Origin of the sequence: Streptomyces bottropensis ATCC 25435 (assembly GCF_000383595.1) — a bacterium.
Classification (GTDB): Bacteria; Actinomycetota; Actinomycetes; order Streptomycetales; family Streptomycetaceae; genus Streptomyces; species Streptomyces bottropensis.
Map to the genome: position 1 here is coordinate 8,762,373 of NZ_KB911581.1, position 26,750 is coordinate 8,789,122.

Here is a 26,750-nt window from a genome sequence, read left to right on the forward strand (position 1 = left end):
GGTCGGGAGTCCAGGGTCGGAAATCCGGGTCGGGAGCCCCGGGCGGACAGCCCCCGGACGCAGAAGACCCCTCACGCACCCGCCAGAGCCGACCTACCCTTGCTGCCTTCCGGCCCTGGGGGAGTTCAGTCAGATAGCGCCGCGTGAGGGGCTGCCCCCACCCTACCCGATCCCCGACGCCCGCCGTCCCGCCTCCCGGCCCCTCCCCCCGCGTCGATCACCCGGCCGGTCACCCGCCCTCGAACGAGTTCGCAACCACCCTCCGACGTCATGTAATGTTCCCGGCGGAGGATTCGCCTAGAGGCCTAGGGCGCACGCTTGGAAAGCGTGTTGGGGGCAACCCCTCACGAGTTCGAATCTCGTATCCTCCGCCAGTGCCTCACCGGGCACGATGTCGAAGGGCCCCACCGTTCGCGGTGGGGCCCTTCGTCGTTGTCCGTCTCGGTTTCCGTCTCAGTTCGTTTTCGGGAGCCCCCACCGAGCGTCGCCGACTTGCTGCGCGACCTTGCGCAGCATGGTCCCCGTCACGTGCATGTACCGGGCGCGCATCCGTGCCGCTCCCCCGGGCTCCCAGCCCATGATCGAGTCGATCTCGACGTCAGGGACGCCGAGGATCAGGAGGACGGTCGCGGCGGTGTGGCGAGCGTCATGGAGGCGGCCGTCCCGTACGCCCACGTCCCGAAGCAGCCGCTTCCAGACGTCGAAGTCGATGTTCGGACTCAGCGCTCCGCCGATCGGCGAGGCGAAGACGTAACCCTTGCCCCCCAGTCGGCACCGGCCGCGATCCGCTCCCGCTCCTGGGCCTCCTGGTGCTGGCGGAGAATCTTGATCAGCGGATCAGGCAGGCCGATGGTGCGCCGCCCGGCACGCGACTTGGTGGACTTGTGCTCGCGTCGGGTCTGCTCCCGCTTTTTTGGGGCCCCGGGGGTCGGCCGGTGGACGGCCGCTCGGGGAGATATCCGGCAGCTTCGAGCCGCCTCTTCAGGTCGGGCAGCTGACCCTCGACGCAGCGGGCGTAGGACGCCAGGAGCGCGGCGACGCTGTTCCGGGCCACTCCGCCACCTGAGTGGGTGGGATCCCGTCGTTCAGCCACTTCGTCAGGCGCGTGTCCCGATTGTCGTAGGCGCGCCGTCCGGTGGGCGAGCCGAAGGCGTGTGGGGCGGTACGGCCTTATGGGCATTGCGCCACGCCCGACGGATGACGGAATGGGTGAGGATGCCGCCCGACTCGCCTTGGAGGCTGGGAACCAGGTTCACTTATCACAAGCCGTTTTCACCGGCAGTCAGGTTTGGATTCGTAGCCACGTTCGCCGGTTGGGCAATGTAGATCCAGTCGAAGCCGTCGTATCCCTCGGTGTCCAGATGCTGTGCGCGGTTGAGCCCGGCGCGTATCGCCACGCGCTGAGAAGCAAGGTTGGCTGGTCGAACGCGGGCGATCAGCGGGAGTTCGGGCAGATGATGGGATGCCCAGGTGGCAACCGCGGCTGCGGCTTCGGCGGCGAAGCCCTGGCCCCAGGCTGAGGTGGCGAAACGGTAGAAGAGGTTCAGGACCGGGGCCCCGTGCAGTTCCATGGGCTTGATTCCGCAGAATCCGAGCCGCTGAGCGGAGCCGTGGTGCCGGACAACCCAGTACCCGTATCCGTACCGCCGCCACTGGTCGTCCCACCGCTGGTAGAGCGCCTCTGCTTCCTCGAACCGGGCGAGCGCATCGGACGGGTTGTGGGCACAGGTCTCAGGATCGCGGTGGACGGCGAAGATCGCCTCGACATCGGATGCGGTCGGGCGTCTCAGCAACAGCCGGGCGGTCTGCAGCTCGACGGCTGCTGGGCTCCGGTCACTCATGTCAAGACCGCATCACCGGTACGGAAGATTCGGTTCAGGTGGTGGTCCAGGACTGTGGTCGCGGACTCCGGGCTGCGCTGGCCGACGAGGATGCTGGTGCCGAGTCCCGCAGACATGGCAAGCAGGCCGGCTGCCTCCAACCGTGCGTCCACACCGGGCTCAAGCAGTGCCGCTTCTTGCGCCTGGCGGAGGAGTTCGGTCAGGGCATCTTCGGCGGCATCGGGGTTCTTGATGAAGGGCTGGGCTGCGAGCGCCGGGTCGTTCACGGCCAGAACTGCGTATGAGGTGTAGAGGTGGTGGAAGGTGCGGCTCTCGTCGTCTGTCGGCAGCGCCGCCATCAGCAGCGCCTTGACCATCGCGCGCGGACCAGGACTGTCCCCGGCGGCCCGTACACGGGCGGAGACCCGCTCCCCGAATCTCTCCGCCAGAAGCTCAAGCCCGAAGAACAGCAACTTTTCCTTGGTCTGGAAGTAGTACTGCACCAGCCGCAGTGATACGCCCGCCTCCGCTGCCACATCGCGCATCCCGACGGCATGCAGCCCGCGTCGGCCGGCGACCCGGACGAGGGCCTCGGCGATCTCGGTGCGCCGTTCTGCGTGGTCTACGCGCTTGGGCATCGGCCGGTTCTCCCCTCGTCGTTCCTGCCATGGCTCCCACATCTTGATGATACAGCTGTACCAACTCCGTGGTACGTTCGTATCACAAAACCGAGACGCCGGAGGTGGCCATGACTGAGACCGCTGCCCGACCCCAGGCCGATGTCGGCCGTTATGTGAGCGATGACTGGCGGGATCGCTACTTCACGGCCTGCGATGCGGTCTACGCACTGGGGGCGCCCGCGCTCGCGGAAGAGGACGTCGAGACGTCCTTCGGTACGACTCACGTCCACCGCTATGGCCCCGCGAACGAGGCTGCCCAATCCCGCACCCCCATCGTCCTGGTGCACGGGGCGGGCTCCTGCTCCGCCATGTGGTACCCGAACACCCCCGCTCTCAGCGCAGACCGCCCGGTCTACGCGATCGACACCCTGGGCGATCCCGGCCGCAGCGTGCAGCGCGAACCCATCCACCAGCCCGAACATGCGGCGCGGTGGCTGGATGAGACGCTCGCCGGGCTCGGACTCGACCGCGTCCACCTCGTCGGCTCCTCCTACGGAGGCTGGCTTGCCCTGAACCAGGCGCACCGCAGGCCCGGTCGCCTCGCCTCGGTCACCTTGCTCGACCCCGGCGGCCTGGAGAAGGTGGGGTTGCGCTTCTTCGTCTGGATCTTCGCCAGCCTCTTCGCAACCTTCGCGCCCAAGGTGCTCCGCCCGCGACTGGCCGCCTGGCTCGAACAGCCGGTCCTCGTCGTGCCGGAACTGCGCGCGATGATCAGAACGGCGGTTCGCGCCTACCGCATACGCCGTCCAGCGCCGCTTCCCCTGTCCGAGGAGGAGCTGTCCACCATCCGCACTCCGCTCTATCTGGTGCTGGGCAAGCGAAGCCTCCTCGTGCACCCGCAGCGGCAGGCGGAGCGTGTGCCGCGTCTGATCCCCGATGCCCGAGCCGAGATCATCTCCAGCACGGGCCACGGGCCGCAGATCGACCACGCGGAGGAGATCAACCGCCGGATGCTGACCTTCATGGCCTCCGTCGACTGACAACCGCCCCGCCGACGGGCCAGGACAGCGCCGAGGGACGGCCGGCCAGAGCCTGGGCCGGTAGAAGGACCCTTCACGGTCGTTCAGACGGGGCCGGGGGCGGTGGCCGCTCCCACGGTCGGCCGCACATGAACGCAGGTGAACGGCCCCGTCCGAGTCGCTCAGGACCACCACCACAGTCGGAAAGCGTGTGGGGGGCAACCCCTCACGAGTTCGAATCTCGTATCCTCCGCAGCCGCCACTTCTCCTGCCTTCGGCTCGTCTCGTCGGGCTGGGCCCGCGGTGGGGAGGTGCCCCAGACTCTGTCTTCGTACGGCATCCGCGGATCGCGGAACTGCGCCATCCTTGATCTTGGCGCCGAAGCGGCTTCGGCCCGCCTGTGACGTTTCCTGTCTGTCGAGGTGCACCCTCATGAAGTCCCGATCGACGCTTGCGACTTGGCTGAGCGAACTCGACGGTTCCCGCCTGGCACGCATACTCGCGATGCGGAAGGACGCGGCCTCCGCTCCGGAACCACGCTCGGTGGGGGAACTGGCGGACCGTCTCCAACGACCAGGGTCCGTGGCACTCGTCCTGCCCCAGCTCACGCTGCCGTGCTTGCAGGCCGCCGAGGCGCTGGCAGCCCTGGGAGCACGAGCGACCCGGGACAGCCTCGCGGAGCTGCTCGGCTCGACATCCCCTGCGGCGGTACACGCGCTGGACGCGACCCTGGAGGCGCTGTCGGATCGGGCGCTCGTGTGGCCTGACGGCAACGAGGCACTCCGCACGCCTACGCCCTTGCGGCAGGCGTGGAGCACACCCCTGGGACTTGACGCCCCGCTGGAAGAGTTGCTGGCCGGCACCACCTCGGAGGAACTGCGCGGCATGCTTGCGGTCCTGGGTATCAAGCCACCCGGTACCAAGCAGCAGCGACTCGGGGCTCTGGTGGAGCATCACAGTGACGCGGCACGGGTCGCCGCGTTGGTGGGTCAAGCACCGGCGGCCACACGGAAGTTGCTTGAGCAGAGCGCCAGGGCCACGCCGCGTCAGTCATTGTTCGTCGCGTTCGGGGCTCCTGGCCACGACCTCCGACCAGGCGCCCGATGGGCACTCGACCGCGGGCTTCTGCTCCAGGACCGTCACGGGTACGGGCCCGTCCGGATGCCGGTCGAGGTGGCCTTGGCCCTGCGGGGCCCCGATTGGCACGCTCCGTTCGAACCTCTGCCTCCCGTCACACAGTTGGTGCCCATCACCTCCTCGGAGGTGGAGCGGGAGGCCGCGGTGGCCGCCACCGCGTTCGCGGCCCATGCCGCCTCCGTCCTTTCGGCGTGCGCGACCGCTCCACCGACCCGGCTGAAGTCGGGCGGGATCGGCGCCCGTGAACTGGCCCGGCTCGGCAAGGCCGCCCAAGCGGACGACGCCGTCGTACGCATCGCCCTGGAGACCGCGTACGCCGCCGGACTGCTGTCCCGCGACGGCGATCGCGTAGCTCCCACCGAGGCTTACGACGCCTGGGCCGAGCAGGAGCCCGCAGAACAACTCGCCGTACTGCTCCGGGCATGGCGGGATCTGCCGCTCACCCCCACCCGGGCGCGCGACGAAGACAACAAGGCGCTTCCCGCGCTTGCCGGTGCGCCTGACTGCGGCGGCTGTCAGCAGGCCCGCCACGGGCTGCTCACCGCGGCAGCGGGGCTCCCGTCAGGACAGGGGGTGAAGCTCGCCTCGGAGCTGGGGCCGCTCGTCGCCTGGCACCGTCCGCTCGCGGACGACGCCTCGCCCCAGGACACGGCACCGTTCAGCACCGTGATCCGCGAAGGCGAACTGCTGGGCGTGCTGGCACGGGGTGCGCTGTCCCCACTCGGTGCCCACCTGGCGGCCCACGCCGACGAAGAGCTCGACATCACGGCCCGGCGGCTGCTGCCCCCCGCGACCACGACGGCCCGGATCGGCGCCGACCTCACCGCCGTCGTCACCGGCACCCCGTCCGCGCGACTCGCGGCGCTGCTGGATTCGATGGCCGACCGGGAGACCAGTGGCACGGCGTCAGTATGGCGCTTCAGTGCCGGCAGTATCCGCCGGGCTCTGGACGCCGGCCGCACCCCGGACGACATCACAGCCGACCTGGCAGCCGGCTCCGCCACGGCACTGCCACAGCCGCTGACCTATCTCATCGCCGACACCGCACGAGGTCACGGTCGGGTGCGCATCGCCCCCGCGGCCTGTGTCATCCACGGCGACGAACCCGCGCTCCTGGCCGAACTCGCCGCCCACCGCGCACTGTCCAAGCTCGCCCTGCGGCAGCTCGCCCCGACGGTCCTGGTCAGCGGCAGCCCACCCGCGACGGCTCTCGCCGCGCTCCGTGCTGCGGGCTACGCCCCGGTCGCCGAGACCGCCGAGGGAACGGTGCGCATCGAGAAGCGCCTGCCGCAGAGGGCCGCCGCTGCCGTCCCGCCCCCGCGAAGGAACGTCGGGCCGCGCGGCCCCCGGACGACCACAACCGGCGCCTCGGACATGCCCACCGACGCCGGGATGGACGTCCTGGCCGACCGGCTGCTCAAGGCCCCGCCCATCGCACCGGACCCCGACCCGTTCGGCAGCGGGGTGCCATTCGCGACGGACACCGAGGAGATCGTCTCCGGATACGCGAAGCACCTGTCGTACAGCGATGTCCGCCAGCTCGCTCATGCCATCGACACCCGTGCGGCCATCACGGTCGAGTACATCGCCACCTCGGGCAACCGGACCGTACGCACCCTCAGCGACCTGGAACTCGACCCGCCCTACCTCGACGCCTGGTGCCACCTGCGCGAAGCGGAACGTGTCTTCACTCTCTCCCGCATCCATGGCGTGATGCCCGCGTAGGACTCGGCGGCCAGGCCGGGTGCCCGGATGCCGGGGTGTGCCACTTCGAGAACATTCGAGAACAAGGGGAACTACCGTCGGTGAACGCGGCCCAGTTCCTGATCGACACCAGCGCGCTCGCTCGGTTCATGTGCGAGGACGCGGAGCAGTACGGCTGGGACCAGGCAGCAGCAGCCGGGCTCATCGCCACCTGCCCGATCACCGAGCTTGAGTTCTTCTACAGCGCCCGGGCGGCCGCCGACAGGGCGCGCGGCATCGAGGACATACGACTGATCTTCGGTTGGGTTCCCGTCGAAGACCGCGCCTACGACCGCGCCTGGCAGGTCCAAGAGGCTCTCACCAAACAGGGAAAGCATCGCAGTGCGGGTGCGGTGGATCTCGTCGTCGCCGCGACGGCCGAGCTGCAAGGGCTCACCTTCCTGTGTTGCATTCACCTCCGTACCGCACCGTTCAGGAGCACCACCTGCCACAGCCGCACCGCAGGTCAGAACGCTCCCGCACACCCCTGCACCCCAAGACGAACATGTGGAAAGCGTGTTGTCTCAGTCGAGGTGGGTGATGTCCGTCCAGTGCCAGGCCTGGAGGGACGGGTCCGTGAAGATGCGGTTCAGGGTGTGGTTCAGGTCCGGGGTCGGGGTCGGTCGTGCGGGGCGGCCGAGGCGGACGGTGAAGTGGGTGCCCTTGACGTGCGGTTCGTAGTGCCAGTCCTCGGGGAGCAGGGCCAGGAACCGTACGGCGGCCAGTTCCGGGGCGCCGGCCGTCGCGGTGGGGCGGGGTTCGATCAGGACTACGCGGTGGTCTGTCATGAGAGGAACGGCAGGCCTTCGCCCGAGCCGAGTGCGTCGTCGAGGGCGAGCAGGACGCCTGCCGTGCCGGTGGCGAGGTCGGTGGACAGGCGCAGGGTCTGGTCGCCGAGGAAGGCGGGGTGGCCCGCGTAGGGGATGGCGTGCCAGCCGAAGGCGGTGAGGTGGCGGTGCAGCGCGGCCTCGGTCTGCGGACCCGGCGTTCTGTCGTGCAGTCGGCGCAGGGCGAGCGTCGCTCCCGCCCGGCCCTGGAACAGGCCCGCCTGGGCCTGGTAGGGGGAGGCCAGCGAGGAGTGGAGGAGGGGCAGGGCGTCGTGCAGGGCCGGGTCCGGGGAGGGCAGGTGCGGCAGTACGTCACTCACGACCATCGCCGTTCCCGCGCCGCCCACCGCCAGGTACGGCATCCGGCTGATGCCCGGCCCGTTCGACAGTTCGGCGAGGTCGTGGCGCAGTCCCTCCACCGCCGTGTGCAGCAGTTTCGGGTCGCCCGTCCTCTCGTACAGCCGCAGCAGGAACAGCGCCGCGCCCGTCGCGCCGTGGAGCAGACCCGGCCGGGGGCGGGCCGCGTAGCCGCCCGGGGTGCGGTCCGCGACCAGTTCCGCCAGGCGTTCGGCCGCGTCGAGGTGGCCGAAGTGGAGCAGGGAGAGGCCGATGCCGGGGAGGCCGGCGAAGAGGGAGCCGTCCACGTCGTCCAGCGGCAGGGCGAGGGCGCGGTCCAGGACCTCGTGTGCCTCGGCCGTACGGCCGAGAGCGTCGAGGGCGTAGGCGATGCCGTGCAGGCCGTCGTAGAAGCCGGGGCGGGGTTCGGTCCAGCGGCGGACGCGTTCGGTCAGCCAGTCGGTGTGCGCGGCCGGGATCTGCGTACCGGCGCCGCCCAGGGCCCACAGGACCCCGGCGGCTCCGTGGGCGAGGGCGAGGCCGCCGCCCGGGGTGGTGAACTGGGCGATGTCGCCGGGGAAGAGGCGGTCCTCGCGGTCCGGGGTCGCGGTGGCCAGGATTCCCGCCGCGAGTGAGGCGCGCAGGGACGGCCAGTCGGCGGGGGTGAGGGTCTCGGGCCAGACGGGGGCCGGGTCGGCGGCGCTCGCGGCGGTCTCCGGGCTCGCGACGGTCTTCGGGCTCGCGACCGTCTCCGCGTTCGCGTCGGCCTCTGTTCCCTCTGCCCCGGCGGTGTCATGGGCGGCCGTCAGGTCCGCCACCACCCGCTCCGCGAAGTCCGGCGGCACCGGGAAGTTCTCCGTCACCAGGGTGATCAGTTGCGCTGTCTTCTCCGGGCCCCAGTTCAGCACCACCGTCAGCGGCAGGAACACCGCGAGGCGGAGGCAGCCGAGGGCGTAGCGGTCGACCGCCGGGCCCGTGCAGCCGGCCGGGGCGCGGAAGCCGGGTGCGCCGATCGACTGGGAGGCCATGGCGTCGACCGGGGTCGCCGTCTCCAGGTCGATGAAGGCGATCGAGTCGTCCGGCCGGACCAGGACGTTGTTGGGGTGCAGATCGCCGAAGACCACGCCCCGGTCGTGCATGGCCCGCACGCCCGCGTCGATCTGGTCGAGGAGGGACAGGGCCCAGGAGGTGTACGCCGTGAACGACTCGGGGGAGGCGTCGGCATCCGGGTTCAGCAGCGGGTTGGACTCGTGGATACGTGTGTGGAGCGAGGCGCCCGGCACGAACTCCCGTGCCAGGAAGTAGTGTTCGCGCCCCTTGCGGTAGTCGATCAGCGGCGGCACGCAGTCCAGTCCCGCCAGCCGCTCCAGCGCCCAGCGCTCGCGCTCCAGCCGGGTCACCGCGTCCTCGCCCTCCTCGTCGAGGCCGGCCAGCGGGCGGGCCTCCTTGAGGAGCACGGTGGCTTCGGTACCGGAGCCCTGACGCAGGTCCTGGGCCTCGTAGACGCCGCCGCCGTTGGAGAAGTGCAGCGCCCTGACCGCGCGGAACGGGAAGTCGCCCATCGTGCTCGCGTTACGGGCCGCCAGCGACTCGGCGAGGCAGTCCGGCAGCGTCACCCACGCGGGCGGCCGGAAGCCGGGGCCGCGTACGTCGGGCACGAGGCGGCCGTCCGGGTCCTCGATGCAGTGCACCGGGTCGCCCTTCGCGTCCCGGCCGAGGCGGGCGACGAAGCCGCCGTAGCGGACGTAGAGCGGGCCGGAGCGCCAGCGCAGGTCGCTGAGGATGTACGGGCCCGGCTCGCCGCCGACCTCCGCGTCCAGGTCGACGAGCACCCGCTCCAGCTGGGGCTCGTCCAGCGGGTAGAGGGTGATGAACTTGCCGCTCGCGCCGCGATCGCCGTACTTGCTGTTGCGCCGGTTCAGGACCTCGGCGCTGCGGATGTACTTGAAGGTGAGGCGCTCGCGTACGCAGTAGGCGCGTACGGCGTCGAGGACGCGGTCGGCGTTGTCCCGGGTCGCCGAGACGTGGATCTTCCAGCCCTGGCCGGGGAGTTGGGTGTGCGGCGGGGTCAGCACCACCCAGTCGCCGTTGACGGAGCGGGTCCAGCCGGCGGGGGCTTGTGCCACCGCGTCGGCGGGCTCGGTGGGGGCGGTGGCGGTCGCCGGGTCCTCGTAGAACGCGTTGCCCGCCTGGCAGTAGGTCACGTACCGGAGATCCATGGTCGTTCTTCCTGTGAGGGCTCTGGGCTACCAGCGCCAGGCCGGTGCGACGTACTTGGTGTAGAGCCACTCCCAGCCCGGGCGGCTGCCCGCGTCCAGCTGGGCCGCGCCCGAGGGGTCGGCGGGGGCACGGTCACGGCCGCCGCGCAGGTCCAGCGGAAGGCCGAGGGCCGGGGTGGGCAGGGCGTCGCTGCGGACCGGGATCAGCGCCGACAGCGGGGCCATGGCGTCCTTGCCGTCCGCCCCGTCGACGGCGACCGTCGCGGCGCCGGTCCGGGTGCGGGTCGCGATGCCGGCGCGGTAGAGGCGTACCGGGGCGCCGGCGGTGATCAGCGCGCGGTCGGTGGACCGGGGCAGGAGCAGCGTGACGCGGCCGTCCTCGGCCGTCGTGTAGCCGCCGTTGACGGTGTACGGGACCTGGACCAGCTGCCCGAGTACGGCGAGGGCGGCCGCGGCCAGGGCGAGCACCGCGCCGAGGCGCCAGGGGCGGCCGCCCGCCGTCCGGGCCTCGCGGGCGAAGCGGCGTACCCCTCGCGCCAGGTGGTGGAGGAAGTAGCCGATGCCGCACAGGACGAGGAGCGCGCCCAGGGCGCCGAGGCGCTGGAGGCTGTCCGACCAGAGGGTGATCGCGCCCGCCACGATGTAGAGCGGGAAAGTCATGCAGAGCAGGCCGAAGGGGACCGCCCAGCGCACACCGGGCAGGTCGCGGCGGTAGCCGGTGCCGCCGGCCAGCAGCCGGGCCAGCCATCTGCGGGCGTCGGTCATCGCCCGGTCGCGCAGATGCGGGATGTCCAGGTGGCTCATCAGCGCGATGTAGCCGTCCAGTTTCACGAACGGCAGGAGGTTGAGCACGCCGGAGAGGTAGGTGACGACGGCGTACACGAGGACCCCGTCGCGTGCCGCCGAGGCGCCCATGAACAGGGTGGCGAGGGCGGCGGCCCCGGCGATGACGGTCTGGGTGGCGATGCCGGCGAGGGCGACCCGTACCCGCTGCTCCTTGCGCGGCAGCCGCCAGCCGTCGGACACGTCGCAGAAGAAGGCCGGCGACATGTAGAAGAGCATCATGCCCATCCGGGTCGGCCGTCCGCCGTAGTACGTGAGGACCGCGCCGTGGCCGATCTCGTGCACGGCGGTGGTGGCGAGCACCGCGCCGATCACGCAGAGGTAGAGCAGGGGTGCGAAGGGGCGCCCCAACGCGCCCTGGAGATCGGCCCCTTGGAAGGCCAGGGCGAGCAGTCCGCCGATCGTGACGGCCGATGCGGCGACGGCGGCCCCGCGGTGCGCGACGGCCGCCACGAGCGGGGCGAGGCGGGTCAGCAGCCGGTCCGGCTTGAGAAGGGTGAACTGCAGGGTGAGCGGCGGGACGAAGCGGAACCAGGAACTGCGGTCCTTCTTCGGCACTCCGTCGTCCAGCACCTTCGCCCCGGCGAGCGTCCGCACCGCCGAGCCGACGTCGGCCTGGGTCCAGGGTGCGCCGAGGGCGTCGGCCAGGTCGTCGTGGTCGCGTACGCCGTCGACGGCCCGGACGAGGCGGGCCAGGTCCTCCTGAAGGCGGAAGTACTGGTGGCTGCCGCGCTGCACCACCCAGGGCGCGCCCGGCTCGGCCGGCTCGTGGACCACCACGTCGGGGGCGAGGCGGGGACGGGCCAGCCGCTCGGGGGCCAGTAGTACGGCACCGGCGGGTGTGCTGGACATGCCTGGTTCTCTCCTCGGGACGGCGGGGTGGCGGGACGGCGGGACGGCGAGATGACGGAACGGCGGGGTGGGCGGGGGTGGATCCGGTGGCTCCGCGACAGCCGGTGTCGGGGCATGCCGCCGGGCGACGTCGCGGGTGGTGTCGGTTGCGACGTCGGACGGCGGGTGAGGTGACGTGGGGTGCGGTGGGGCCGAGTGTGGTGGGGCCGGGTGCGGTGGGGCCCGTCCGGCGACGGCCGGCGCTGTCGTCAGACGACGTCGCGCGCGGTGAACAGCTTCCGGGCGAGCAGCGCGGCGGCCGTCAGCCAGCCCACGATCACCAGCAGCGCGAGCGGCGTGGAGAGCAGGTCGGGCTTCTGGTCCCGGTAGACGGAACTCTGGGCGATCGTCATCAGGTACTTGCCGGCCTCCGGCACCAGCACCTGCACCGCCGGGTCGACGACCAGGGTCAGCGCGACGACGGTCACCACGGCCCCCACCTGGTGCCGGACGATCCAGCCGACCAGCGCGCCCCAGGGTGCGGCGAGCGTGTTGACGGCGAAGACGCCCAGCAGGATCAGCCAGGTCTCGCCGTGCCACGCGGGCTTCGTCCCGTTGGCCGCGAGGGTGCCCCACGCGGAGGCGAGGGACAGCGCGGCGGTGAGCAACGCGGCGAGGGCGCCCACGGCGGTGGCGGTCAGCACCTTGGCGGCGAGCAGGCGGGTACGGCCGCCGCTCATCAGGACCGAGCGGCCGATGGCGCCCGAGGTGTACTCGCGGGAGACGAAGACCGCACCGAAGAGGGAGGTGAAGAGGGACATCATGAACCAGGAGCGGACGATGTCGTCGGTGACGGCGGCCCGGCCCATGGTGCCCTCCTCGATGGCCGTCACCCCCTGGGAGGCGTAACCGAGGGCACCGAGCAGGGACATCAGGACACCGCACCCGGCCAGGATCAGCCAGCCGCGGCCCGTCCAGGCCTTGGCCCATTCACCGGCGAGCAGGTTACGCATGGTTCTGTCCTCCGACAGCGGATGAGGCGGTCGATGCGGCTGAAGCAGCCGAGGCGGCCGAAGCCGTCGTCGGCGAGCCGACCAGGGAGAAGAACCGGTCTTCGAGGCGTTCCCCCTCGCCCGTGCCAACGAGACCTTCGAGCGGACCGGCGTACCGCAGCGAGCTCTGGATGATCACCACGTCGTCCACGGTCTGCTCCACCTCGGAGAGCAGGTGGCTGGAGACGAGGACGGTCCTGCCCTCGTCGGCCAGGCCGCGCAGCAGGCCGCGCAGCCAGCGGATGCCGTCCGGGTCGAGGCCGTTGGCGGGCTCGTCAAGGACGAGGAGTTCGGGGTCGGGGAGCAGCGCGGTGGCGAGCGCGAGGCGCTGCTTCATGCCGGTCGAGTAGCCCTTGACGGGGCGGGAGGCCGCGTTGCCGTCGGCCAGGCCCACCAGGTCGAGAACCTCCTCGACGCGCTGCCGGGGCAGGCCCAGGGTCCGGGCCCAGATGGTGAGTTCGCGTCGGGCACTGGCGCCGGGCAGCGGCCCCACGGCGTCCATGCTGACGCCCACCCGGCGGGCGGCGTGGGGCAGTTCGGCGTAGGGGCGGCCGAAGACGGCCGCCTCGCCGGAGGTCGGCCGGCACAGGCCGAGCAGCATCCGCAGCGAGGTGGTCTTGCCGGCTCCGTTGCGGCCGAGGAGGCCGACGATCCGGCCGGGCCGGACCTCGTACGTCAGGTCGTCGACCGCCGTGACCTCGCCGAAGCGCTTGGTCAGGCCGCGCAGGGCGACGACGGGGGCGCCGGCGGTGCTCGACGCGTTCGCGGTGCTCAACGGCGTGCCTTCCGGAGGTTGGCGCCGATCTTGACCAGGCAGCTCAGCATGACGGCACCCAGGCCGGCCATGACGAAGATCTCGACGCCGCCCGACAGCTGCGAGGTGGCGACGGCCATGCCGAGCGGGATGAGAGCGCAGGCGAAGGCGAGGTTCTTGTTCTCGGCCGCTGCCTTGTCTCGGCTGTTGGCCATGCTGGACTCCTTGGTCGGACTGGTGGGACTTGGGTGGGGGGAGGGGGCGGAGAACGAAGCGCGGATTCCGCGGTGGCGGCCCGGGGCCCTCTGCGGGCCCGGGACGCCGCCGCGGAAATCCGTATGCGGTTCGGCCACCGCTGTCGGCTGATCGGCCGGGTCAGGCAGACCGCCGGATCAGGCAGACCCCCGATTCGGACAGACCGCCGATTCGGACAGACCGCCGGATCGGACAGACCTGCCGGAGGGGACAGATCTACCGGATCAGGATCAGGTGGCGATGACCGCGCTGGCGACGGTGCTGATCACGACGCCGGTCTTGAAGCCGCTCCAGAAGCCCGGGGCCTCCATGGCCTCCAGCTCCTGCATGCCCAGCTCCAGCGACGCGTCGAAGCCGGTCGGCTCCTGTGTGACGTTGTCCTTCATGTCGGTTGCCCTCCCGTTGAGTTGAGACTGGATCGAGTCGAACGAGTCTTGAGTGAATCAGGTGATGATCGAGACGGCGACGCCCGTCGAGACACCGACGGCCGACACGACCGTCGCACCGACGACGACGCCACCGGCGGTCCACCAGCCCGGGGCCTCCATGGCCTCAAGCTCCTGCATGCCCAGCTCCAGGGCGGAGCTGAAGTTGTCGTTCTCGAAGTTCTCCTGCATGGGAACTCCCCCTTTTCTCATGGTGTCGAGAGCCGTTGCTCTCTTTCCGCCCGCTCCCGGGACCGGGAGCGGAAGTCTCAGATGTGCGCGGTGAGCGCGGTCGGCACGGCGTGCGCGGCGTGCGCGGTCCGTGTCGCGGTCGTGCCGAGCGCCGCGTCCAGGAGGCGGCGTACGTCCTCCGCCCGCAGCCCGCCGAGCATCGGCAGGCCGGCGCCCCAGGCCCGTACGGTCCGCTCGGCCAGGGCCTCGATCCGCCCCGGGCCCTCGGCGGTGAGCCGGCGGCCCACCCGCCAGTCGTCCATCAGGGCGGCGATCCCGTCGGCCGGGTCCTCGGGCAGGGCCCGCCCCCGGTCCGCCGGCGCGGCCTCGCGCAGCCCGGCCCACATCCGTCGCAGCCGTGGCGCGGAGCCCAGCCTGGGCTCCCCGTCGAGCACGGCCCGCCACAGGTGCGGCAGCAGCGCGGCGACGGCGGTCATCTTCCGTACGCCGAGGGCCGACGACATCTCGTTGGCGATGAGCCAGCCCTTGACCGCGTACGGGTCGCGGCCCTGGTGCAGCCACTCGCCGTGTGTGAGCCCGCTGAGCTTGGCGATGTCCAGGCGGAGCGCGTCGCCGGGCTCCTCCTCCCGTACCGCCTCGTAGCCGAGCTGGACGAGCCGCCGGGCGACCGTCTCCGTCAGCCGGTCCTCGGTGCGACGGTCGTCCCGATGATCACCGGCGTACGGGCTGACCGCCCGGAACAGCGCCTCCAGGACGCCCTCCACGACCAGTTCCCGGGGCAGTGTCGCGGTGGCCGACGGATCGAGCAGTGCCGCCTCCGGCCGCAGTACGCCGCCGAGGATCAGCCGCTTGCCCTGCGGGTACGCGAGGCAGGCGACCGCGCTCATCTCGCTGCCGGTGCCGAGGGTCGTCGGTACGGCGAGCAGCGGGACGGTACGGGTGACCTCGCCCGGCAGGCCCATCAGGCCGCCGCGCTGGGGCACGGTGAGGCGGGTGTACGCGACCGGGTTGGCCCGCAGCAGGGCCGCGATCTTCGCCAGGTCGAGCACCGATCCGCCGCCGATGGCGACCACCAGGCCGACATCGGCCCCTTCGTCCGCCAGGCTCTCGGCGAGCGCGGCGGCCGCGCCGAGATCACCGGGGCCGGCGGCCAGTGGTGTCCGGGCCGTCCGCCAGCGGGCCCGGCCGAGGCGGTCCTGGACCAGGGCCGTGATCCCCGCCGTCGCGACAGCGGTGTCCACGAGGAGGGCGGCCGTGCGGCCTCCTCCGTCGGGAAGCCATGCCGTGAGGGCGTCGGGACCGATCAGCGCCCGGGTCGGTCCGCCCCGGCCGTGGCTCATGCCGGTACCTCCGTCGGTACCGCGGCCGGTATCGGCCCGCGGGTGAACAGGGCCAGTCCGGCGCGGATGCGGTCCATCAGTTCGGTCAGTTCCGCGTCGGTGTAGGTCAGCGCGGGGAAGAGCTGGATGCCGTGGACGCCGGGGTGCACGATGGCGCCCGCCGTACGGATCGCGGCGACCAGCTCCGGGACGCGGGCCTGCGGCAGCGGTTCCCCGTCCGGGGTGGTCAGCCGCAGTGACCGGAAACAGCCCACACCGGTGGTGCCCGTGACCCAGGGGTGCTCGTCGACCAGCCGGGTCAGCTCCGCGTCCAGCCGGAGCGCCAGGGCCCGGCCGAGGGCGACCGCGTCCAGGCGGCGCATCTCGGCGATGGTGGCCAGGATGACGGCGCAGGTGACGGGGGTGCCGGCCTGGGTCTCGCCGTGGGTCAGCATGGCGCCCGCCGTGTCGAAGGCGTCCGCGACCGTGTGCGAGGCGATGACGGCGGCGGCGGCGCCGGTGCCGTTGGTGAGCCCCTTGGAGGTCACCAGGAGGTCGGGCCGGGCGGACCAGCGCTGGGAGGCGAAGAAGTCGCCGGTACGGCCGAAGCCGGTGGCCACCTCGTCGGCGACCAGCAGGAAGCCGTACTCGTCGCGCAGCCGCAGCAGTTCGTCGACGTACTCCTCGGTGAGCGGCACCGCCCCCGAGCCGAGCACCGGCTCGACGACGACGGCCGCGACCATCTGTCCCTGACGTTCCATCAAGGTGCGGATGCCGGTCGGGTCGTTGGGGTCGACGTGGCGGATGAGGCGCTGGTCGACGCCGTACACCTGCTGCCCGAGGTCCTCGCCGGTCAGCGCGAAACTGCCGTACGTCAGACCGTGGTAGCTGCCGCGCAGCCCGACCACGAGTTTGCGGCGGTCCTCGCCGCGCAGGGCGTGGTAGTGGCGGGCGAGCTTCATGACGAGGTCGTTGGCGGCGCCCCCGGAGGTGGAGAAGAGGACCCGGCCGTAGGTGTCGGCGCCGCACAGCTCGACGAGGGCGGCGGCCGCGGCACGGGCGTAGCTGTTCTCGTAGCGGAAGACGCTCAGGTACGAGGCGTCGCGGAGCGCGTCGGCGGCGGCCCGGGCGATGGCCTCGTTGCCGTAGCCGATGTTGGTGTTCCACAACCCGCTGGAGGCGTCGAGGAGTTCGCTGCCGTCGGCGTACCGGACCCGTACTCCGTGCGCGGAGACCGCGCAGAGCGCGTCCGAGCCGTGCAGGGCGGGGGCCAGGAGGGACGGCCACAGCGCGTTCTTCGTGTTCTTCGTCCTCGTGTGTACGGGACTCATGGCGTGACCTCCGTTTCGAGCAGTACGTCGTGGTGGCGGGAGCCGACGGCCGGCAGGGGGTGCCGGGCACGGACGGTGAGTCCGGCGGCGGCCAGTTCGGCTTCGAGGAGGGTGGCCGGCAGGACGCCGACGCTGGTCGTGGTGACCTGGACGGGGCTGTCGTCGTCCGGGATCCGCGCAGGGAAGACGGTGACCGTGCGGGCGCTGTCGCCGACCGCCCAGTGTTCGAACATCCGGTAGGCGCGGCCGGCTTCGGCCTCCACCACCAGTTCGGCTTCGGCGGGCTGACCGGAGTCGGTGTCCATGCCGACGGTCGACAGGAGGAACCGGCCGCCGGGCGCCAGGTGTCGGCGTACGGCCCGGTAGAGACCGGTCCGGCCGCGCTCGTCGAGGAGCGAGACGGAGGTGGTGCCGAGGACGATCACCGGGAAGGCGCGGCCGAGCGCGAAGGCGCTCATGTCGGCCTCGACGACCGTGCAGCGCTCGCGCAGGGCGGCGGGCGCGGCGGCCAGCCGGTCCTCCAGCAGCCGCAGCATGTACGGGGAGAGGTCGAGGGCGGTGACCCGGCGGCCCAGCGCGAGCAGCGGCATGGTCAGCCGCCCGGAGCCGGCCGCCAGGTCGAGGACGTCACCGGGCAAGGTCCGCACGAGGCCGGTCAGTTCCCGCACCTCGTGGGTGCTGCGGCCGGCCACGTCGTGGTAGACCTGCGCGCCCGCTTCGGCGTAGAGGTCGCCGGTGACGGCACGGGAGCCGAGCCGGGCGAGCAGCTCCCCGGCCCGTCCCGGGATGGTCGTGGGAGTGGTCGGTGACGTCGGAGCGGTCGTGGTCGTCAGGGGGGTGGTCGTCAGGGGGGTGGTCGTCAGCGTGGTGGTCATCGTGGTGTCACACTCCGGCCCGGGTGAGGAACCGCTCGATGCGTACGGTGTGGTCGGGATCGGCGTACCGCGCCGCCGCCTCGGCCGAACCGCAGGCCAGCAGCGCCTCGACCGGCGTGGCCGCCGACCGTTCCACGCTGAAGGTGCGGCTGGGGGCAGGGGCGTGCACGTACACGTCCTGGTCGGTCCACAGCAGGAGCGGCGCGTCCGCGTCCCGCAGATCGGCGTCGGCGTCGGTGGCCAGCGCCTCGGTGATCCGTCCGCCGAAGCCGGAGACCCGGATGGTGCCGTCCACTCCGCGGGCCCGCAGGGAGCGGATCGCGCCGAGGGCGGCCAGGTAGCGCCCGAGCCAGGGCCGGGCGGTCAGCGCGGTACGCCGCAGGTCGTGGTCCACGACCGCCCCCAGGCACACCACGCACGTCTTCTCGGCGCCGCTGTTGAGCCGCCGCCACCGCGCGTCGAGCAGGTCGGGTCCGTCGCCCGCCGTTCCGAGGCGGGTACCGCCCGGTGCGGTGGAGACGGCTCCGTCCGCGCCGACGTACAGCCGGTGCCGGGGTCCGGCGGCCGGTGTGCGGCCGGCGCCGAGGCCCGGGAGGTCGGCGAGCTGGATGGCGGGGTGGGTGAGGAAGTCGGGGAAGGTGCCGTCGAGCAGGGCCCGGTCGGCGTCGGCGAGGAAGACGTCGAAGTCCGTGTCGTCGGCGATCCGGACGAGGGTCGGCCCGGCGACGGACATGTACTCGCTGATGCCGTAACCCTGGATCTGGAGGTAGAAGCCCGCGCCCGGGGAGAACTCCCCGCCGGCCCCGGCCAGCGACCCCTCGTACCCGACGACGCGGTGGCCGTCGGCCCCGCTCTCCCCACCGGGTCCTTCGGGCGCACCGGACCCACCGGACCCACCGGACCCGACGGACCCACCGGACCCGACGGGCACGAGGACCAGCGTGTCCGCTCCGACGACACCGGAATGCAGGATCGCCGTCAGGTGCTCGCGGTTTTCCAGTACGACGGTTTCCACGCCGGCGTACGACAATTCACCGATTCGCGTTCCGGTTTCTTTTGCGGTGCCGGTTCCGAATTCTGTTCCGCTACCGGTTCCGGTTTCTGCTCCGGTTTCTGCTCCGGTTCCGGTTCCGGTTTCTGTTCCGGCGCCGGCACTGGATGTACCGGTCCCCCAGCGAATGAGCCGCTCTTTCAGATCAGCCATTTTCTCGTCCTCCCCCACGGTCAGGCGGCCAGGGCGGCCAGAATGCGCTTCGTTTCGTCCAGGGCCGCTTGTGGGCCGTACAGATTGCAGACGCCGGTCAGGTTCAGGACGACCTCGTCCACCCCCGCCGCGCCGAACGCGCGCAGTTTCGCGACGAGTTCGTCCGGGTCGCCGCTGAGGAACGCCCCGCCGTCGACGAGCGCCTTGGCGTTAGCCGCCGGGTCGTCGCCGGCGACATCCGTGCCGGACCGGCGCAGCATGTCGATGTAGTGGGCGCCCTGGAGATGCGCGGCGTTGCTCGCGAGCGCCAGTTCGGCGGGTTCGCGGTCGGGCCGGGCCAGGGCGAGCGGCACGATGGCGGTGAGTCTGGGGGGCGTGCGCCCCGCGCCTCCCTTGCCGTCCGACGCGTTCGCCGCGCCCTCACGCATCGCCGGGAGCACGGTGTCCCGCAGGTAGTGCGCCGGAGTCAGCCAGGTCACGGCCACATCGGCGACCTCACCCGCGAGCCGCGCCATACCGGGCCGCAGCACACCGAGCCCGATCTCCACACCCGGCACCGGGTAGCGGGGCATCTCGGCCCGGCAGCTGAAGTACTCGCCCCGGATGTCGACGCTCTCGCCCGCCAGCAGTCCGCGCACGATCGAGAGGTACTCGCGTGCCGCCGTGAGCGGACTGCGGTACGCCTCGCCGAGCAGCGACCGCTGCAACGGCCGGCCCCCGGGCCCGAATCCGGCGATCACCGGCTGTCCGGTGGCCATCGCCAGCGAGCGGGCCTGCAGAGCGGCTTCGTAGGGGTGGCGGAGCGGCATGAGCGTGACGCCGAGTCCGGTCGGCACGCGGAATCCCGCCCCCGCCGCCGCCACGAATCCCTGGTGCGGCTCGATCATCACGGACTGCCCCTGCCAGAGGCGGCTCGCGTTGCTCCAGTGCACCAGTCCGGCGTACGGAAGGATCTGCTCCGGGCGGCGCGGAAGGAAGGGCAGGAGCACGGAATAAGAAGTCATGGCCTGTCCCCCATTTCTCGACGTGACGCGTGGATACCGCTCGGCATTTCCTGCCCTGCGTTCTCTTCTTCGCTTTCCTCTGTCGGCGTTCGTTCGTTCCGACACAGAGAACAATGCCAAACGGGAGCAGCCCATCGGGCGGTTCCGGGGCGCTACTTGCTGCCAGTGACCGTGCAGCTTGTTGCAGGTACTCTCACAGGTGATCAGACGGAGGCACCATGGGGGAATTGTCCGTACTCGGACTCACCGATACGGAAGAGGGCATCTACCGGCACTTTCTACGGAACCCCGGCACGACCGCCGAGGACATCCAGTTGCTGCTGCACGTGCCGCTGGACGACATCGGGAGCGCGCTGGAGCGCCTGACCGAACTCGGCCTGCTGCACGGAACGGAAGGGGCCGGCCCCGGAGCGGACGGCGGGCCCGAGGTGATCTCCGCCGCCGATCCCGAGACCGCCGTGGACCGGCTCACGGACCTGCGGCTGCGCGAACTCCACCAGCAGCTCCAGCAGGTCACCCAGTCCCGGCACCTGATAGCCGGCCTGCGCGCCGAGCAGAGCGTGAAGGAACAACCCGACTCCGGACCGATCGAGCGCCTGGAGGATCTCGGGCAGATCCGGGGCCGGATCGACGACCTGGCGTTCTTCGCCCGCGAGGAGATCCTCTCGGTCGAGCCGTACACCGAGCTGACCCCGGCGAACATCGCGCACGCCCGGCCGCTCGACACCCGCTGTCTGCGGCGGGGGGTACGGATCCGCAACGTCGTCCTGCGCGAGGCCCTGGACCACGCGCCGACCGTCGGCTATCTGCGCGACCTCACCTCCCTCGGCGCGCAGATCCGGGTCGCGGACACCATCGCGGAACGGCTCCTCGTCTACGACCGCCGCACAGCGCTCGTCCCCGTCGACCCGGCCGACACCCGGCGCGGCGCGCTGCTCGCCCGGGAGGCGGGTCTGGTCGCGAACATCCTGGCGCTGTTCGAGAAGATCTGGGACCAGGCCACCGATCTCACCGTGCTCATCGACGAGCGGGCGGGGGCGGAGGGCGGGGGGCTCTCGGAGATGGAGCAGCAGGTCCTGGAAGCGATGTGCCACGTGGGCAAGGACGAGTCGGGGGCGCGCTCGCTGGGGGTGTCGGTGCGGACGTACCGCCGTCATGTCGCCGACGTCCTGCGCATCCTGGGCGCGAGCAGCAGGGCGCACGCGGCGCTCCTCGCGCGGGAGCGCGGCTGGGTGTGAGGCCCGGGGGGACCCGGGGGGACCCTGGGCGCGGTGGCGGCGGTGACCGGGGGGCGGCCACCGGTGGCGGTGACGCCACGACGAAGGGGTGCCCCGGCGACTGATCGCCGGGGCACCCCTGTACTTCTTGCGCCGCTCGTGCTGCTCGTACTGCTGTGCTGCTCGCTGCTTGTGCTGCCGTATGCCGGATCGCTGCCGGCCGTACGGCTACCGCTTCGGCTTCGGAGTCTCGATCTGCCACCCGTTGACGGGCTTGGAGGCGCCGCCGCCCTGCTCGCCGCAGAGCGGCAGCCTGATGGGCAGCGGGGTCGCGCAGACCCGCTCGACGATCGGGTCGACGACGGGAGCGACGAAGGAACCCCCGACGATCACCGGAGCGGTCACCGCGGCTGTCGCCGGAGCGGTCACCGCCGGCTTGCCCGCCACCATCTGGGCCTGAGCCCGATCCTGCGCCTGAGCCGGTCCCTGTCCCCCCACCACCGCGAGCGCGAGCGCCGCACCCGCCACCACGGCCGCCTTCTTGCAGCCGGCGAAACCGGAGGCCCCCACGAACCCGGCGAATCCCTTGAACCCCACGACGTACCCCCGTTTGTTGTCCCCCGCGCGTTCCGGGCCGGTCGTGCCCCCGCGGTGACCCCCACTCTGCCAACGGAAAACCGCAGGCGGGACGGCGATTCGTGTCAGCTTGCTGCACACGCTCGCTCAACTTCATGCCACCGCACGTTCAGTGGGCCGGGGGCCGGTCCCAGGGGTCGGGCGGGGACGGAGGCGGCTGGGCCGTGCCGAGGCGGCGGTAGGCGGCGCGGGCCTGGAGGAGGCGGGCGAGGGCGGTGCCGGCGAGGGCCGCGGTGAGGAGGCAGACCAGCCAGAAGGTGTCGCGCGGGTTGGTCCAGGTCAGGACACCCGCGGGCGGGATGGCGAACCCGTTGAGGAACAGCCAGCACAGGGCGGCCGTGCCCGGGGCCGCGGTGAAGCGGGCGTATCCGCCGAGGAGCGCGGAGAGCACCGACAGGGCGAGCAGGGCCGGGCCGGGGCGGTCCGTGCCGACCAGCGCGTTGTGCACGGCCACCAAGGCCATCGCGCCCGCGAAGGCCGTGGCCCACACCAACGGGGTCGCCACGGGCTGGGGGACGGGACGGGGACCGGTCCCCAGGGACACCCACTGGATCACGGGCACGCTCCCGGAGTCCTGGGGGCGTGCGCTCCCGGAGTCCTGAGGGCGTGCGCTCCGGGGGGCGTGGGTCCCGCGGGCGTCGCGGGCCGGCGTCCGCAGGGGACGGGTATCACCTCGGTACCACCCGCGCGACCTCTCCACGACGTCGCGGCCATCGGCCCGCCGGCCGACGGGATGCCCGGTGCACGGGGCGGGCGGGGGACCGCCGCATGGGCTGTGGGGGCAGCCGTGAGGATCATGGCGGGGGGTCCTTTCGGTCAGCCCCGGTGCCGATACGGGGGGCGCCCGGGGGTGAAGGGGGATTGTTCCACCGGGAGACCGGTCCCGGAGCCGGCGGCCGGGTTTCGGGGTCTCGTCGCGATTTTCGGGGTCTCGTTAGGGTGGCACCGACGGTTGTCCGATGACATATCCGAATCAGACAGGGGGCCGGCCGTGGGTGCTCCACGACTCAGCAGTACGCCGTTGCCGGGGATCGGGGTCCGCTACGACCTCACGACCAGGGAGCAGCGGCGGATCTCGGTGGTCGCGCACCGGGACGGCGCCCGGACGCTGAGCGCGTACCGGCAGGACGATCCGGACGCGTGCGCGCTGTCGGTGCGGCTGTCGTCGGGGGAGGCGACCGCCCTCGTCGACGCGCTGATGCCCGACCACCACAGCCCGAACCTGCTGTCCACCACGGAGCTGGGGCTGGTGGCGGAGCGGATCGAGCTGGCGTCGACGTCCCACTGGAACGGGCGCGTGCTGGGCGACACCCGGATGCGGACCGAGACGGGCGCGTCCATCGTGGCCGTACTGCGCCGGGCCGAGGCGATTCCCTCGCCCGCACCGGACTTCCGGCTGGCCGGCGGGGACACGCTCATCGTGATCGGCACCCGCGAGGGTGTGGAGACGGCCGCCGCGATACTCGGGCGGGAGTGAGCCGGCCATGCACCTCGCCGCACACCTCCCCGCCCTCGCCGTCCCCGCCCTCCCCGCTCACCCCTTCGCGCACCTCGCCGCACAGTCCGAGTCCACCGCGCACTCCTCCGCCGTCTTCCTGGTCGAGTTCGGCGCGATCATCCTCGGCCTGGGGCTGCTGGGACGGTTCGCGGCGCGGTTCCGGCTGTCGCCCATCCCGCTGTATCTGCTGGCCGGGCTGGCCTTCGGCGAGGGCGGCCTGCTGCCGCTGGGCGCCAGCGAGGAGTTCGTCGCGATCGGCGCCGAGATCGGCGTGATCCTGCTGCTGCTCATGCTCGGCCTGGAATACACCGCCAGCGACCTCGTCTCCAACCTCAAGACCCAGTACCCCGCCGGACTCGTCGACGCCTGCCTCAACGCCCTGCCCGGCGCGGCCATGGCCCTCCTCCTCGGCTGGGGCCCCGTCGCCGCCGTCGTCCTCGCCGGCGTCACCTGGATCTCCTCCTCCGGCGTCATCGCCAAGGTCCTCGGCGACCTCGGACGCCTCGGCAACCGCGAAACCCCCGTCATCCTCAGCATCCTGGTCCTGGAAGACCTCTCCATGGCCGTCTACCTCCCGATCGTCACCGCCCTGCTGGCCGGGGTCGGTCTGGCGGCGGGCAGCGCGACCCTCGCGATCGCGCTCGGGACGGCCGGGCTCGTGCTGCTGGTGGCGGTGCGGTACGGACGGCACATCTCGCGGTTCGTCTCCAGCGACGACCCCGAGAAGCTGCTGCTCGTCGTGCTCGGGGTGACGCTCGTCGTCGCCGGGCTGGCTCAGCAGCTGCAGGTGTCGGCGGCGGTGGGCGCGTTCCTGGTGGGCATCGCGCTGTCGGGCGAGGTGGCCGAGGGCGCGCACAGTCTGCTGGCGCCGCTGCGGGACCTGTTCGCGGCCGTGTTCTTCGTCTTCTTCGGCCTGCACACCGACCCCGCCAGCATCCCGCCGGTCCTCCTGCCCGCGCTCGTCCTGGCCGCCGTCACCGCCCTGACGAAGATCGCCACCGGATACTGGGCCGCGCGGCGGGCCGGTGTCTCCGCCAAGGGCCGCTGGCGGGCGGGCGGCACGCTCGTCGCGCGCGGCGAGTTCTCCATCGTCATCGCCGGCCTCGCCGTCACCGCCGGCATCGAACCCTCCCTCGGCCCCCTGGCCACCGCCTACGTCCTCATCCTGGTCATCGTCGGCCCGCTGGCCGCGCGCTGGACCGAGCCGATGGCCATGTGGCTCACCGGCCGCCTGCGTGGGGCCCCGGCTACCGGCGTGGGGGTCGGCGCAGGGGAAGCGGACGGTACGCCCCTGTCGGCTCCGGCTTCGGCTGAAGCGCACGAGGCGTTGGACGACGAACGGGACACCGTCGACCGGACCTGAGGGCCAAGGGCACGCCAGCCACCCCCTCGCTCTCCGCCCCTGGCCCTCCTCCTCTCCTGGCCCTCCTCTCCTAGCCCTTGTCCCCCGCCCCCTCCTCCGCGTCGAAACTGGCGAAGTACGCGGCCGCCATGTCCTCGTCGGCGTGGCCCTGGGCGGCGGCGCGGGTGAGGCGGGCCGCGCCGGCGGCGGCGATGTCGAGGCGTAGGCCGTGCCGCCGGCCGGCCTCGACGATCAGACGGGCGTCCTTCGCGGCGGTCGAGACGGCGAAGGAGGCCGGGGAGAGGCGGTCTTCGAGGATGAGCGCGGACTTGGCGTGCAGATAGCCCATGTCGAGCGGGCCGCCCTCGATGATCTCGAAGAAGGACCGCGGGTCGACACCGAGCGCCTGGGACAGGGCCAGCACCTCACCGGCCGCGTTGGTCGCGGCGAGCACCCAGCTGTTGGCCACCAGCTTGAGCCGGGTCGCGGTGCCCGCCGCGCCGTCCTCGCCGGTCCAGACGGTACGGGCGCCGACGGCGTCGAAGACGGGGGTCACCGTCCCCCGCCCCTCGACCGGGCCCGCGGCCAGCACCGTCAACTGCCCCGCCTCCGCGGGCTGCCGGGTGCCGAGCACCGGGGCGTCGTAGAAGACCAGCCCGTGCTCACCGGCCAGCGCGGCCAGTTCGGCGACGCCCTCCACGCCGGCGGTGGTGGACTGGACCCAGGCCGTGCCGGGGCTCAGCGCGGGCGCCGCCTCGCGCATCACGTCCCGGGCCGCGGCCCCGTCGTACAGGATCGTGAGCACCACGTCCGCCCCGCGCACGGCCTCGGCCGGGCTGTCGGCGATTTGCGCCCCGTCGGCGGCGAGCGGCTCGGCCTTCTCCCGGGTGCGGTTCCAGGCCCGTACGGCGTGGCCGGCGCGGACGAGGTTGCGGGCCATCGCGGCGCCCATGATGCCGGTACCCAGGACGCTTACGGTGAGCTTGTCGGTCATGACGTCAACTTCCTGCCGCGTACAGTGCGTTGCAGTGTCGCAGTCCGGGACGGGCCGGAGGGCGGTACGACACCGGGCGAACGGACCCTCTCGCCGGGCCGCCGCCCGGCGCGGTCCTCGTCCGATCAGGACACTTATCCGCCGGTCCGCATGCGCGCGCGGCGCCCGGGGAAGACCGGGCCTACGACCGGCGTCGAAGGGCGAGCCAGCGATGAGCACCGACACGAACACGTCCTCAGGGGCACCGGAGGGCGGCCTCGACGTGCGCCCCGCCTCCGGGCACATCGGCGCCGACATCCACGGCGTGGACCTCGCCGGCCCGCTCGACGACACGACCGTCGCCGGTGTCCGGGCGGCGCTGCTGCGCTGGAAGGTGGTGTTCTTCCGGGGCCAGCGGCTGGACCACGCCGGCCAGATCGCGTTCGCGCGCCGCTTCGGGGAGCCGGTCCGCCTGCGTGCCAGGGGCTCGGTCTCCCCGGCCGCGCACCCCGAGATCGAGACGACGGCCGACCGTCAGGAGCTGGGCCGCAAGCACGGCATGGACCAGGCCGAATGGCTGGAGCGCCGCCGCCACTCCACCCTCCGCGGCTGGCACGCCGACCACACCGCGCGCATCGACCCGCCCGCCCTGACCCTGCTCCGCGCCGAACGCGTCCCCCCGTACGGCGGGGACACCACCTGGGCCAACCTCGCCACCGCCTACGCGGGCCTGTCGGAGCCGGTGCGCCGGTTCGCCGACGGGCTGCGCGCCGAACACCGGCTGGGCGTCGGCTATCTCGCCCGCTCGGGCCCCGACCCCTACCTCCGCCATCTCCAGGACCACCAGGTCGCGTCCGTCCACCCGGTCGTCCGCGTGCACCCCGAGACCGGCGAATGGGTCCTGTACGTCAACCCGTACTACGTCGAGAACATCGTCGACGTCACCCGGGCCGAGAGCCGGCTCCTGCTGGAGATGTTCGTCGAGCAGATCACGCGCCCCGAGTACACGGTCCGCTTCCGCTGGGAGCCGGGTTCCGTGGCCCTCTGGGACAACCGGGCCACCGTCCACCTCGCCCCGAGCGACGCCGCCCACCTGGACTTCCCGCGCATCATGCACCGCGTGATGATCGCCGGTGACCGGCCCGTCGGCGTCGACGGCACCCCGTCGAAGTCGCTCTGCGGCGCACCGCTGCACGAACGGAACGAACAGCGGAACGCCTAGCGGCACCGGCGCGGGGCGGGCAGCGGCACAACCGGCGCGCCACGCAAGGCGGGTGG

24 protein-coding genes, 1 tRNA gene, 1 other RNA gene and 2 pseudogenes are annotated in these 26,750 nt (G+C 72.2%); 8 read left to right on the forward strand and 20 right to left on the reverse strand.

What is annotated here, in order from left to right; genetic code table 11:
* Positions 1–59: 59 nt before the first annotated feature.
* Positions 60–156: signal recognition particle sRNA small type (gene ffs, locus STRBO_RS41085), an RNA gene on the reverse strand.
* A gap of 130 nt (positions 157–286) precedes the next feature.
* On the opposite strand from ffs, the gene STRBO_RS0138885 reads away from it, so the two are divergent.
* Positions 287–374 (forward strand) — tRNA-Ser (locus STRBO_RS0138885).
* 79 nt (positions 375–453) lie between these two features.
* Here STRBO_RS0138885 and STRBO_RS40845 read toward each other — a convergent pair.
* From STRBO_RS40845 to STRBO_RS0138900, 3 genes and pseudogenes are all read right to left on the reverse strand, one after another.
* Positions 454–911, reverse strand: a pseudogene (locus STRBO_RS40845) (tyrosine-type recombinase/integrase); the annotation flags it as partial.
* Between the two features lie 348 nt (positions 912–1,259).
* Entirely contained in the window at positions 1,260–1,841 is a 582-nt protein-coding gene (locus tag STRBO_RS0138895) for a GNAT family N-acetyltransferase (protein WP_005482701.1), read from the reverse strand.
* Positions 1,838–2,458, reverse strand: a complete 621-nt coding sequence (locus tag STRBO_RS0138900) for a TetR/AcrR family transcriptional regulator (protein ID WP_005482703.1) — start codon at positions 2,456–2,458, stop codon at positions 1,838–1,840. The genes STRBO_RS0138895 and STRBO_RS0138900 overlap by 4 nt, the downstream gene beginning before the upstream one ends.
* Before the next feature lie 110 nt (positions 2,459–2,568).
* Here STRBO_RS0138900 and STRBO_RS0138905 point away from each other — a divergent pair, with 110 nt between their 5' ends.
* The 3 genes and pseudogenes from STRBO_RS0138905 to STRBO_RS42530 form a co-directional block, all read left to right on the forward strand.
* On the forward strand, positions 2,569–3,480 hold the full coding sequence (locus STRBO_RS0138905; protein ID WP_020115781.1) for an alpha/beta fold hydrolase: 912 nt from the start codon (positions 2,569–2,571) through the stop codon (positions 3,478–3,480).
* A 411-nt stretch (positions 3,481–3,891) separates the two neighbouring features.
* Positions 3,892–6,321 carry a helicase-associated domain-containing protein gene (locus STRBO_RS0138910; protein ID WP_005482707.1) on the forward strand — a complete coding sequence of 810 codons (2,430 nt, stop codon included), beginning with the start codon at positions 3,892–3,894 and terminating at the stop codon, positions 6,319–6,321.
* Positions 6,322–6,401: 80 nt separating this feature from the next.
* A pseudogene (locus STRBO_RS42530) lies at positions 6,402–6,743 on the forward strand (PIN domain-containing protein); the annotation flags it as partial.
* A 120-nt stretch (positions 6,744–6,863) separates the two neighbouring features.
* Here the strand turns inward: STRBO_RS42530 and STRBO_RS0138915 are convergent.
* The 13 genes from STRBO_RS0138915 to STRBO_RS0138975 form a co-directional block, all read right to left on the reverse strand.
* Complete coding sequence (locus tag STRBO_RS0138915; RefSeq protein WP_005482710.1) at positions 6,864–7,127, reverse strand: hypothetical protein; 264 nt, start codon at positions 7,125–7,127, stop codon at positions 6,864–6,866.
* Positions 7,124–9,721: a class III lanthionine synthetase LanKC gene (gene lanKC / locus STRBO_RS0138920; RefSeq protein WP_005482712.1), complete on the reverse strand. Its 2,598-nt coding sequence runs from the start codon at positions 9,719–9,721 to the stop codon at positions 7,124–7,126. Before lanKC ends, STRBO_RS0138915 begins: the two co-directional genes overlap by 4 nt.
* A gap of 27 nt (positions 9,722–9,748) precedes the next feature.
* Positions 9,749–11,416: a daptide biosynthesis intramembrane metalloprotease gene (mpaP, locus tag STRBO_RS0138925; protein WP_005482714.1), complete on the reverse strand. Its 1,668-nt coding sequence runs from the start codon at positions 11,414–11,416 to the stop codon at positions 9,749–9,751.
* A gap of 248 nt (positions 11,417–11,664) precedes the next feature.
* The gene (locus STRBO_RS0138930; protein ID WP_005482716.1) at positions 11,665–12,408 is read right to left on the reverse strand and encodes an ABC transporter permease; all 744 of its coding nucleotides are present in this window, start codon (positions 12,406–12,408) and stop codon (positions 11,665–11,667) included.
* Complete coding sequence (locus STRBO_RS0138935) at positions 12,401–13,222, reverse strand: ABC transporter ATP-binding protein (RefSeq protein ID WP_005482718.1); 822 nt, start codon at positions 13,220–13,222, stop codon at positions 12,401–12,403. The genes STRBO_RS0138930 and STRBO_RS0138935 overlap by 8 nt, the downstream gene beginning before the upstream one ends.
* Positions 13,219–13,416 carry a hypothetical protein gene (locus STRBO_RS0138940; RefSeq protein ID WP_005482720.1) on the reverse strand — a complete coding sequence of 66 codons (198 nt, stop codon included), beginning with the start codon at positions 13,414–13,416 and terminating at the stop codon, positions 13,219–13,221. The genes STRBO_RS0138935 and STRBO_RS0138940 overlap by 4 nt, the downstream gene beginning before the upstream one ends.
* Positions 13,417–13,686: 270 nt before the next feature.
* Complete coding sequence (locus STRBO_RS44045) at positions 13,687–13,842, reverse strand: daptide-type RiPP (RefSeq protein WP_005482722.1); 156 nt, start codon at positions 13,840–13,842, stop codon at positions 13,687–13,689.
* A 57-nt stretch (positions 13,843–13,899) separates the two neighbouring features.
* Positions 13,900–14,073, reverse strand: a complete 174-nt coding sequence (locus STRBO_RS44050) for a daptide-type RiPP (protein ID WP_005482724.1) — start codon at positions 14,071–14,073, stop codon at positions 13,900–13,902.
* Between the two features lie 77 nt (positions 14,074–14,150).
* Entirely contained in the window at positions 14,151–15,413 is a 1,263-nt protein-coding gene (mpaC, locus tag STRBO_RS0138955) for a daptide-type RiPP biosynthesis dehydogenase (protein WP_005482727.1), read from the reverse strand.
* Positions 15,410–16,723 carry a daptide-type RiPP biosynthesis aminotransferase gene (mpaD, locus tag STRBO_RS0138960; protein WP_005482729.1) on the reverse strand — a complete coding sequence of 438 codons (1,314 nt, stop codon included), beginning with the start codon at positions 16,721–16,723 and terminating at the stop codon, positions 15,410–15,412. The genes mpaC and mpaD overlap by 4 nt, the downstream gene beginning before the upstream one ends.
* A complete protein-coding gene (gene mpaM, locus STRBO_RS0138965) occupies positions 16,720–17,598 on the reverse strand; it encodes a daptide-type RiPP biosynthesis methyltransferase (RefSeq protein ID WP_005482731.1) in 879 nt (292 codons plus the stop codon). The genes mpaD and mpaM overlap by 4 nt, the downstream gene beginning before the upstream one ends.
* Before the next feature lie 7 nt (positions 17,599–17,605).
* Complete coding sequence (gene mpaB, locus STRBO_RS0138970) at positions 17,606–18,802, reverse strand: daptide biosynthesis RiPP recognition protein (protein ID WP_425336031.1); 1,197 nt, start codon at positions 18,800–18,802, stop codon at positions 17,606–17,608.
* Between the two features lie 20 nt (positions 18,803–18,822).
* On the reverse strand, positions 18,823–19,806 hold the full coding sequence (locus STRBO_RS0138975; RefSeq protein ID WP_028797101.1) for an LLM class flavin-dependent oxidoreductase: 984 nt from the start codon (positions 19,804–19,806) through the stop codon (positions 18,823–18,825).
* Positions 19,807–20,024: 218 nt separating this feature from the next.
* Here STRBO_RS0138975 and STRBO_RS0138980 point away from each other — a divergent pair, with 218 nt between their 5' ends.
* Positions 20,025–21,044 (forward strand): helix-turn-helix domain-containing protein, encoded by a 1,020-nt coding sequence (locus tag STRBO_RS0138980; protein ID WP_005482738.1) that lies wholly within the window; start codon positions 20,025–20,027, stop codon positions 21,042–21,044.
* Between the two features lie 207 nt (positions 21,045–21,251).
* On the opposite strand, the gene STRBO_RS0138985 is transcribed toward STRBO_RS0138980, so the two are convergent.
* Positions 21,252–21,620, reverse strand: coding sequence for a hypothetical protein (locus STRBO_RS0138985; RefSeq protein WP_005482740.1), 369 nt, complete (start codon positions 21,618–21,620; stop codon positions 21,252–21,254).
* Positions 21,621–21,768: 148 nt separating this feature from the next.
* Complete coding sequence (locus STRBO_RS0138990) at positions 21,769–22,215, reverse strand: hypothetical protein (protein WP_005482742.1); 447 nt, start codon at positions 22,213–22,215, stop codon at positions 21,769–21,771.
* Positions 22,216–22,650: 435 nt separating this feature from the next.
* On the opposite strand from STRBO_RS0138990, the gene STRBO_RS0138995 reads away from it, so the two are divergent.
* Together STRBO_RS0138995 and STRBO_RS0139000 are read left to right on the forward strand one after the other, a co-directional pair.
* Complete coding sequence (locus STRBO_RS0138995) at positions 22,651–23,136, forward strand: cation:proton antiporter regulatory subunit (RefSeq protein WP_005482744.1); 486 nt, start codon at positions 22,651–22,653, stop codon at positions 23,134–23,136.
* 7 nt (positions 23,137–23,143) lie between these two features.
* Positions 23,144–24,520: a cation:proton antiporter gene (locus tag STRBO_RS0139000; protein WP_005482746.1), complete on the forward strand. Its 1,377-nt coding sequence runs from the start codon at positions 23,144–23,146 to the stop codon at positions 24,518–24,520.
* Between the two features lie 70 nt (positions 24,521–24,590).
* On the opposite strand, the gene STRBO_RS0139005 is transcribed toward STRBO_RS0139000, so the two are convergent.
* A complete protein-coding gene (locus STRBO_RS0139005; protein ID WP_005482747.1) occupies positions 24,591–25,493 on the reverse strand; it encodes an NAD(P)-dependent oxidoreductase in 903 nt (300 codons plus the stop codon).
* A gap of 211 nt (positions 25,494–25,704) precedes the next feature.
* On the opposite strand from STRBO_RS0139005, the gene STRBO_RS0139010 reads away from it, so the two are divergent.
* Positions 25,705–26,694, forward strand: a complete 990-nt coding sequence (locus tag STRBO_RS0139010) for a TauD/TfdA dioxygenase family protein (protein WP_005482749.1) — start codon at positions 25,705–25,707, stop codon at positions 26,692–26,694.
* Positions 26,695–26,750 lie beyond the last annotated feature (56 nt).

Bases quoted from the DNA above. Each gene is read 5' to 3' on its own strand.
- STRBO_RS0138895 (WP_005482701.1), bottom strand. From the start codon at position 1,841: ATGAGTGACCGGAGCCCAGCAGCCGTCGAGCTGCAGACCGCCCGGCTG.
- STRBO_RS0138900 (WP_005482703.1), bottom strand. From the start codon at position 2,458: ATGCCCAAGCGCGTAGACCACGCAGAACGGCGCACCGAGATCGCCGAG.
- STRBO_RS0138905 (WP_020115781.1), top strand. From the start codon at position 2,569: ATGACTGAGACCGCTGCCCGACCCCAGGCCGATGTCGGCCGTTATGTG.
- STRBO_RS0138910 (WP_005482707.1), top strand. From the start codon at position 3,892: ATGAAGTCCCGATCGACGCTTGCGACTTGGCTGAGCGAACTCGACGGT.
- STRBO_RS0138915 (WP_005482710.1), bottom strand. From the start codon at position 7,127: ATGACAGACCACCGCGTAGTCCTGATCGAACCCCGCCCCACCGCGACG.
- lanKC (WP_005482712.1), bottom strand. From the start codon at position 9,721: ATGGATCTCCGGTACGTGACCTACTGCCAGGCGGGCAACGCGTTCTAC.
- mpaP (WP_005482714.1), bottom strand. From the start codon at position 11,416: ATGTCCAGCACACCCGCCGGTGCCGTACTACTGGCCCCCGAGCGGCTG.
- STRBO_RS0138930 (WP_005482716.1), bottom strand. From the start codon at position 12,408: ATGCGTAACCTGCTCGCCGGTGAATGGGCCAAGGCCTGGACGGGCCGC.
- STRBO_RS0138940 (WP_005482720.1), bottom strand. From the start codon at position 13,416: ATGGCCAACAGCCGAGACAAGGCAGCGGCCGAGAACAAGAACCTCGCC.
- STRBO_RS44045 (WP_005482722.1), bottom strand. From the start codon at position 13,842: ATGAAGGACAACGTCACACAGGAGCCGACCGGCTTCGACGCGTCGCTG.
- STRBO_RS44050 (WP_005482724.1), bottom strand. From the start codon at position 14,073: ATGCAGGAGAACTTCGAGAACGACAACTTCAGCTCCGCCCTGGAGCTG.
- mpaC (WP_005482727.1), bottom strand. From the start codon at position 15,413: ATGAGCCACGGCCGGGGCGGACCGACCCGGGCGCTGATCGGTCCCGAC.
- mpaD (WP_005482729.1), bottom strand. From the start codon at position 16,723: ATGAGTCCCGTACACACGAGGACGAAGAACACGAAGAACGCGCTGTGG.
- mpaM (WP_005482731.1), bottom strand. From the start codon at position 17,598: ATGACCACCACGCTGACGACCACCCCCCTGACGACCACCCCCCTGACG.
- mpaB (WP_425336031.1), bottom strand. From the start codon at position 18,802: ATGGCTGATCTGAAAGAGCGGCTCATTCGCTGGGGGACCGGTACATCC.
- STRBO_RS0138975 (WP_028797101.1), bottom strand. From the start codon at position 19,806: ATGACTTCTTATTCCGTGCTCCTGCCCTTCCTTCCGCGCCGCCCGGAG.
- STRBO_RS0138980 (WP_005482738.1), top strand. From the start codon at position 20,025: ATGGGGGAATTGTCCGTACTCGGACTCACCGATACGGAAGAGGGCATC.
- STRBO_RS0139000 (WP_005482746.1), top strand. From the start codon at position 23,144: ATGCACCTCGCCGCACACCTCCCCGCCCTCGCCGTCCCCGCCCTCCCC.
- STRBO_RS0139005 (WP_005482747.1), bottom strand. From the start codon at position 25,493: ATGACCGACAAGCTCACCGTAAGCGTCCTGGGTACCGGCATCATGGGC.
- STRBO_RS0139010 (WP_005482749.1), top strand. From the start codon at position 25,705: ATGAGCACCGACACGAACACGTCCTCAGGGGCACCGGAGGGCGGCCTC.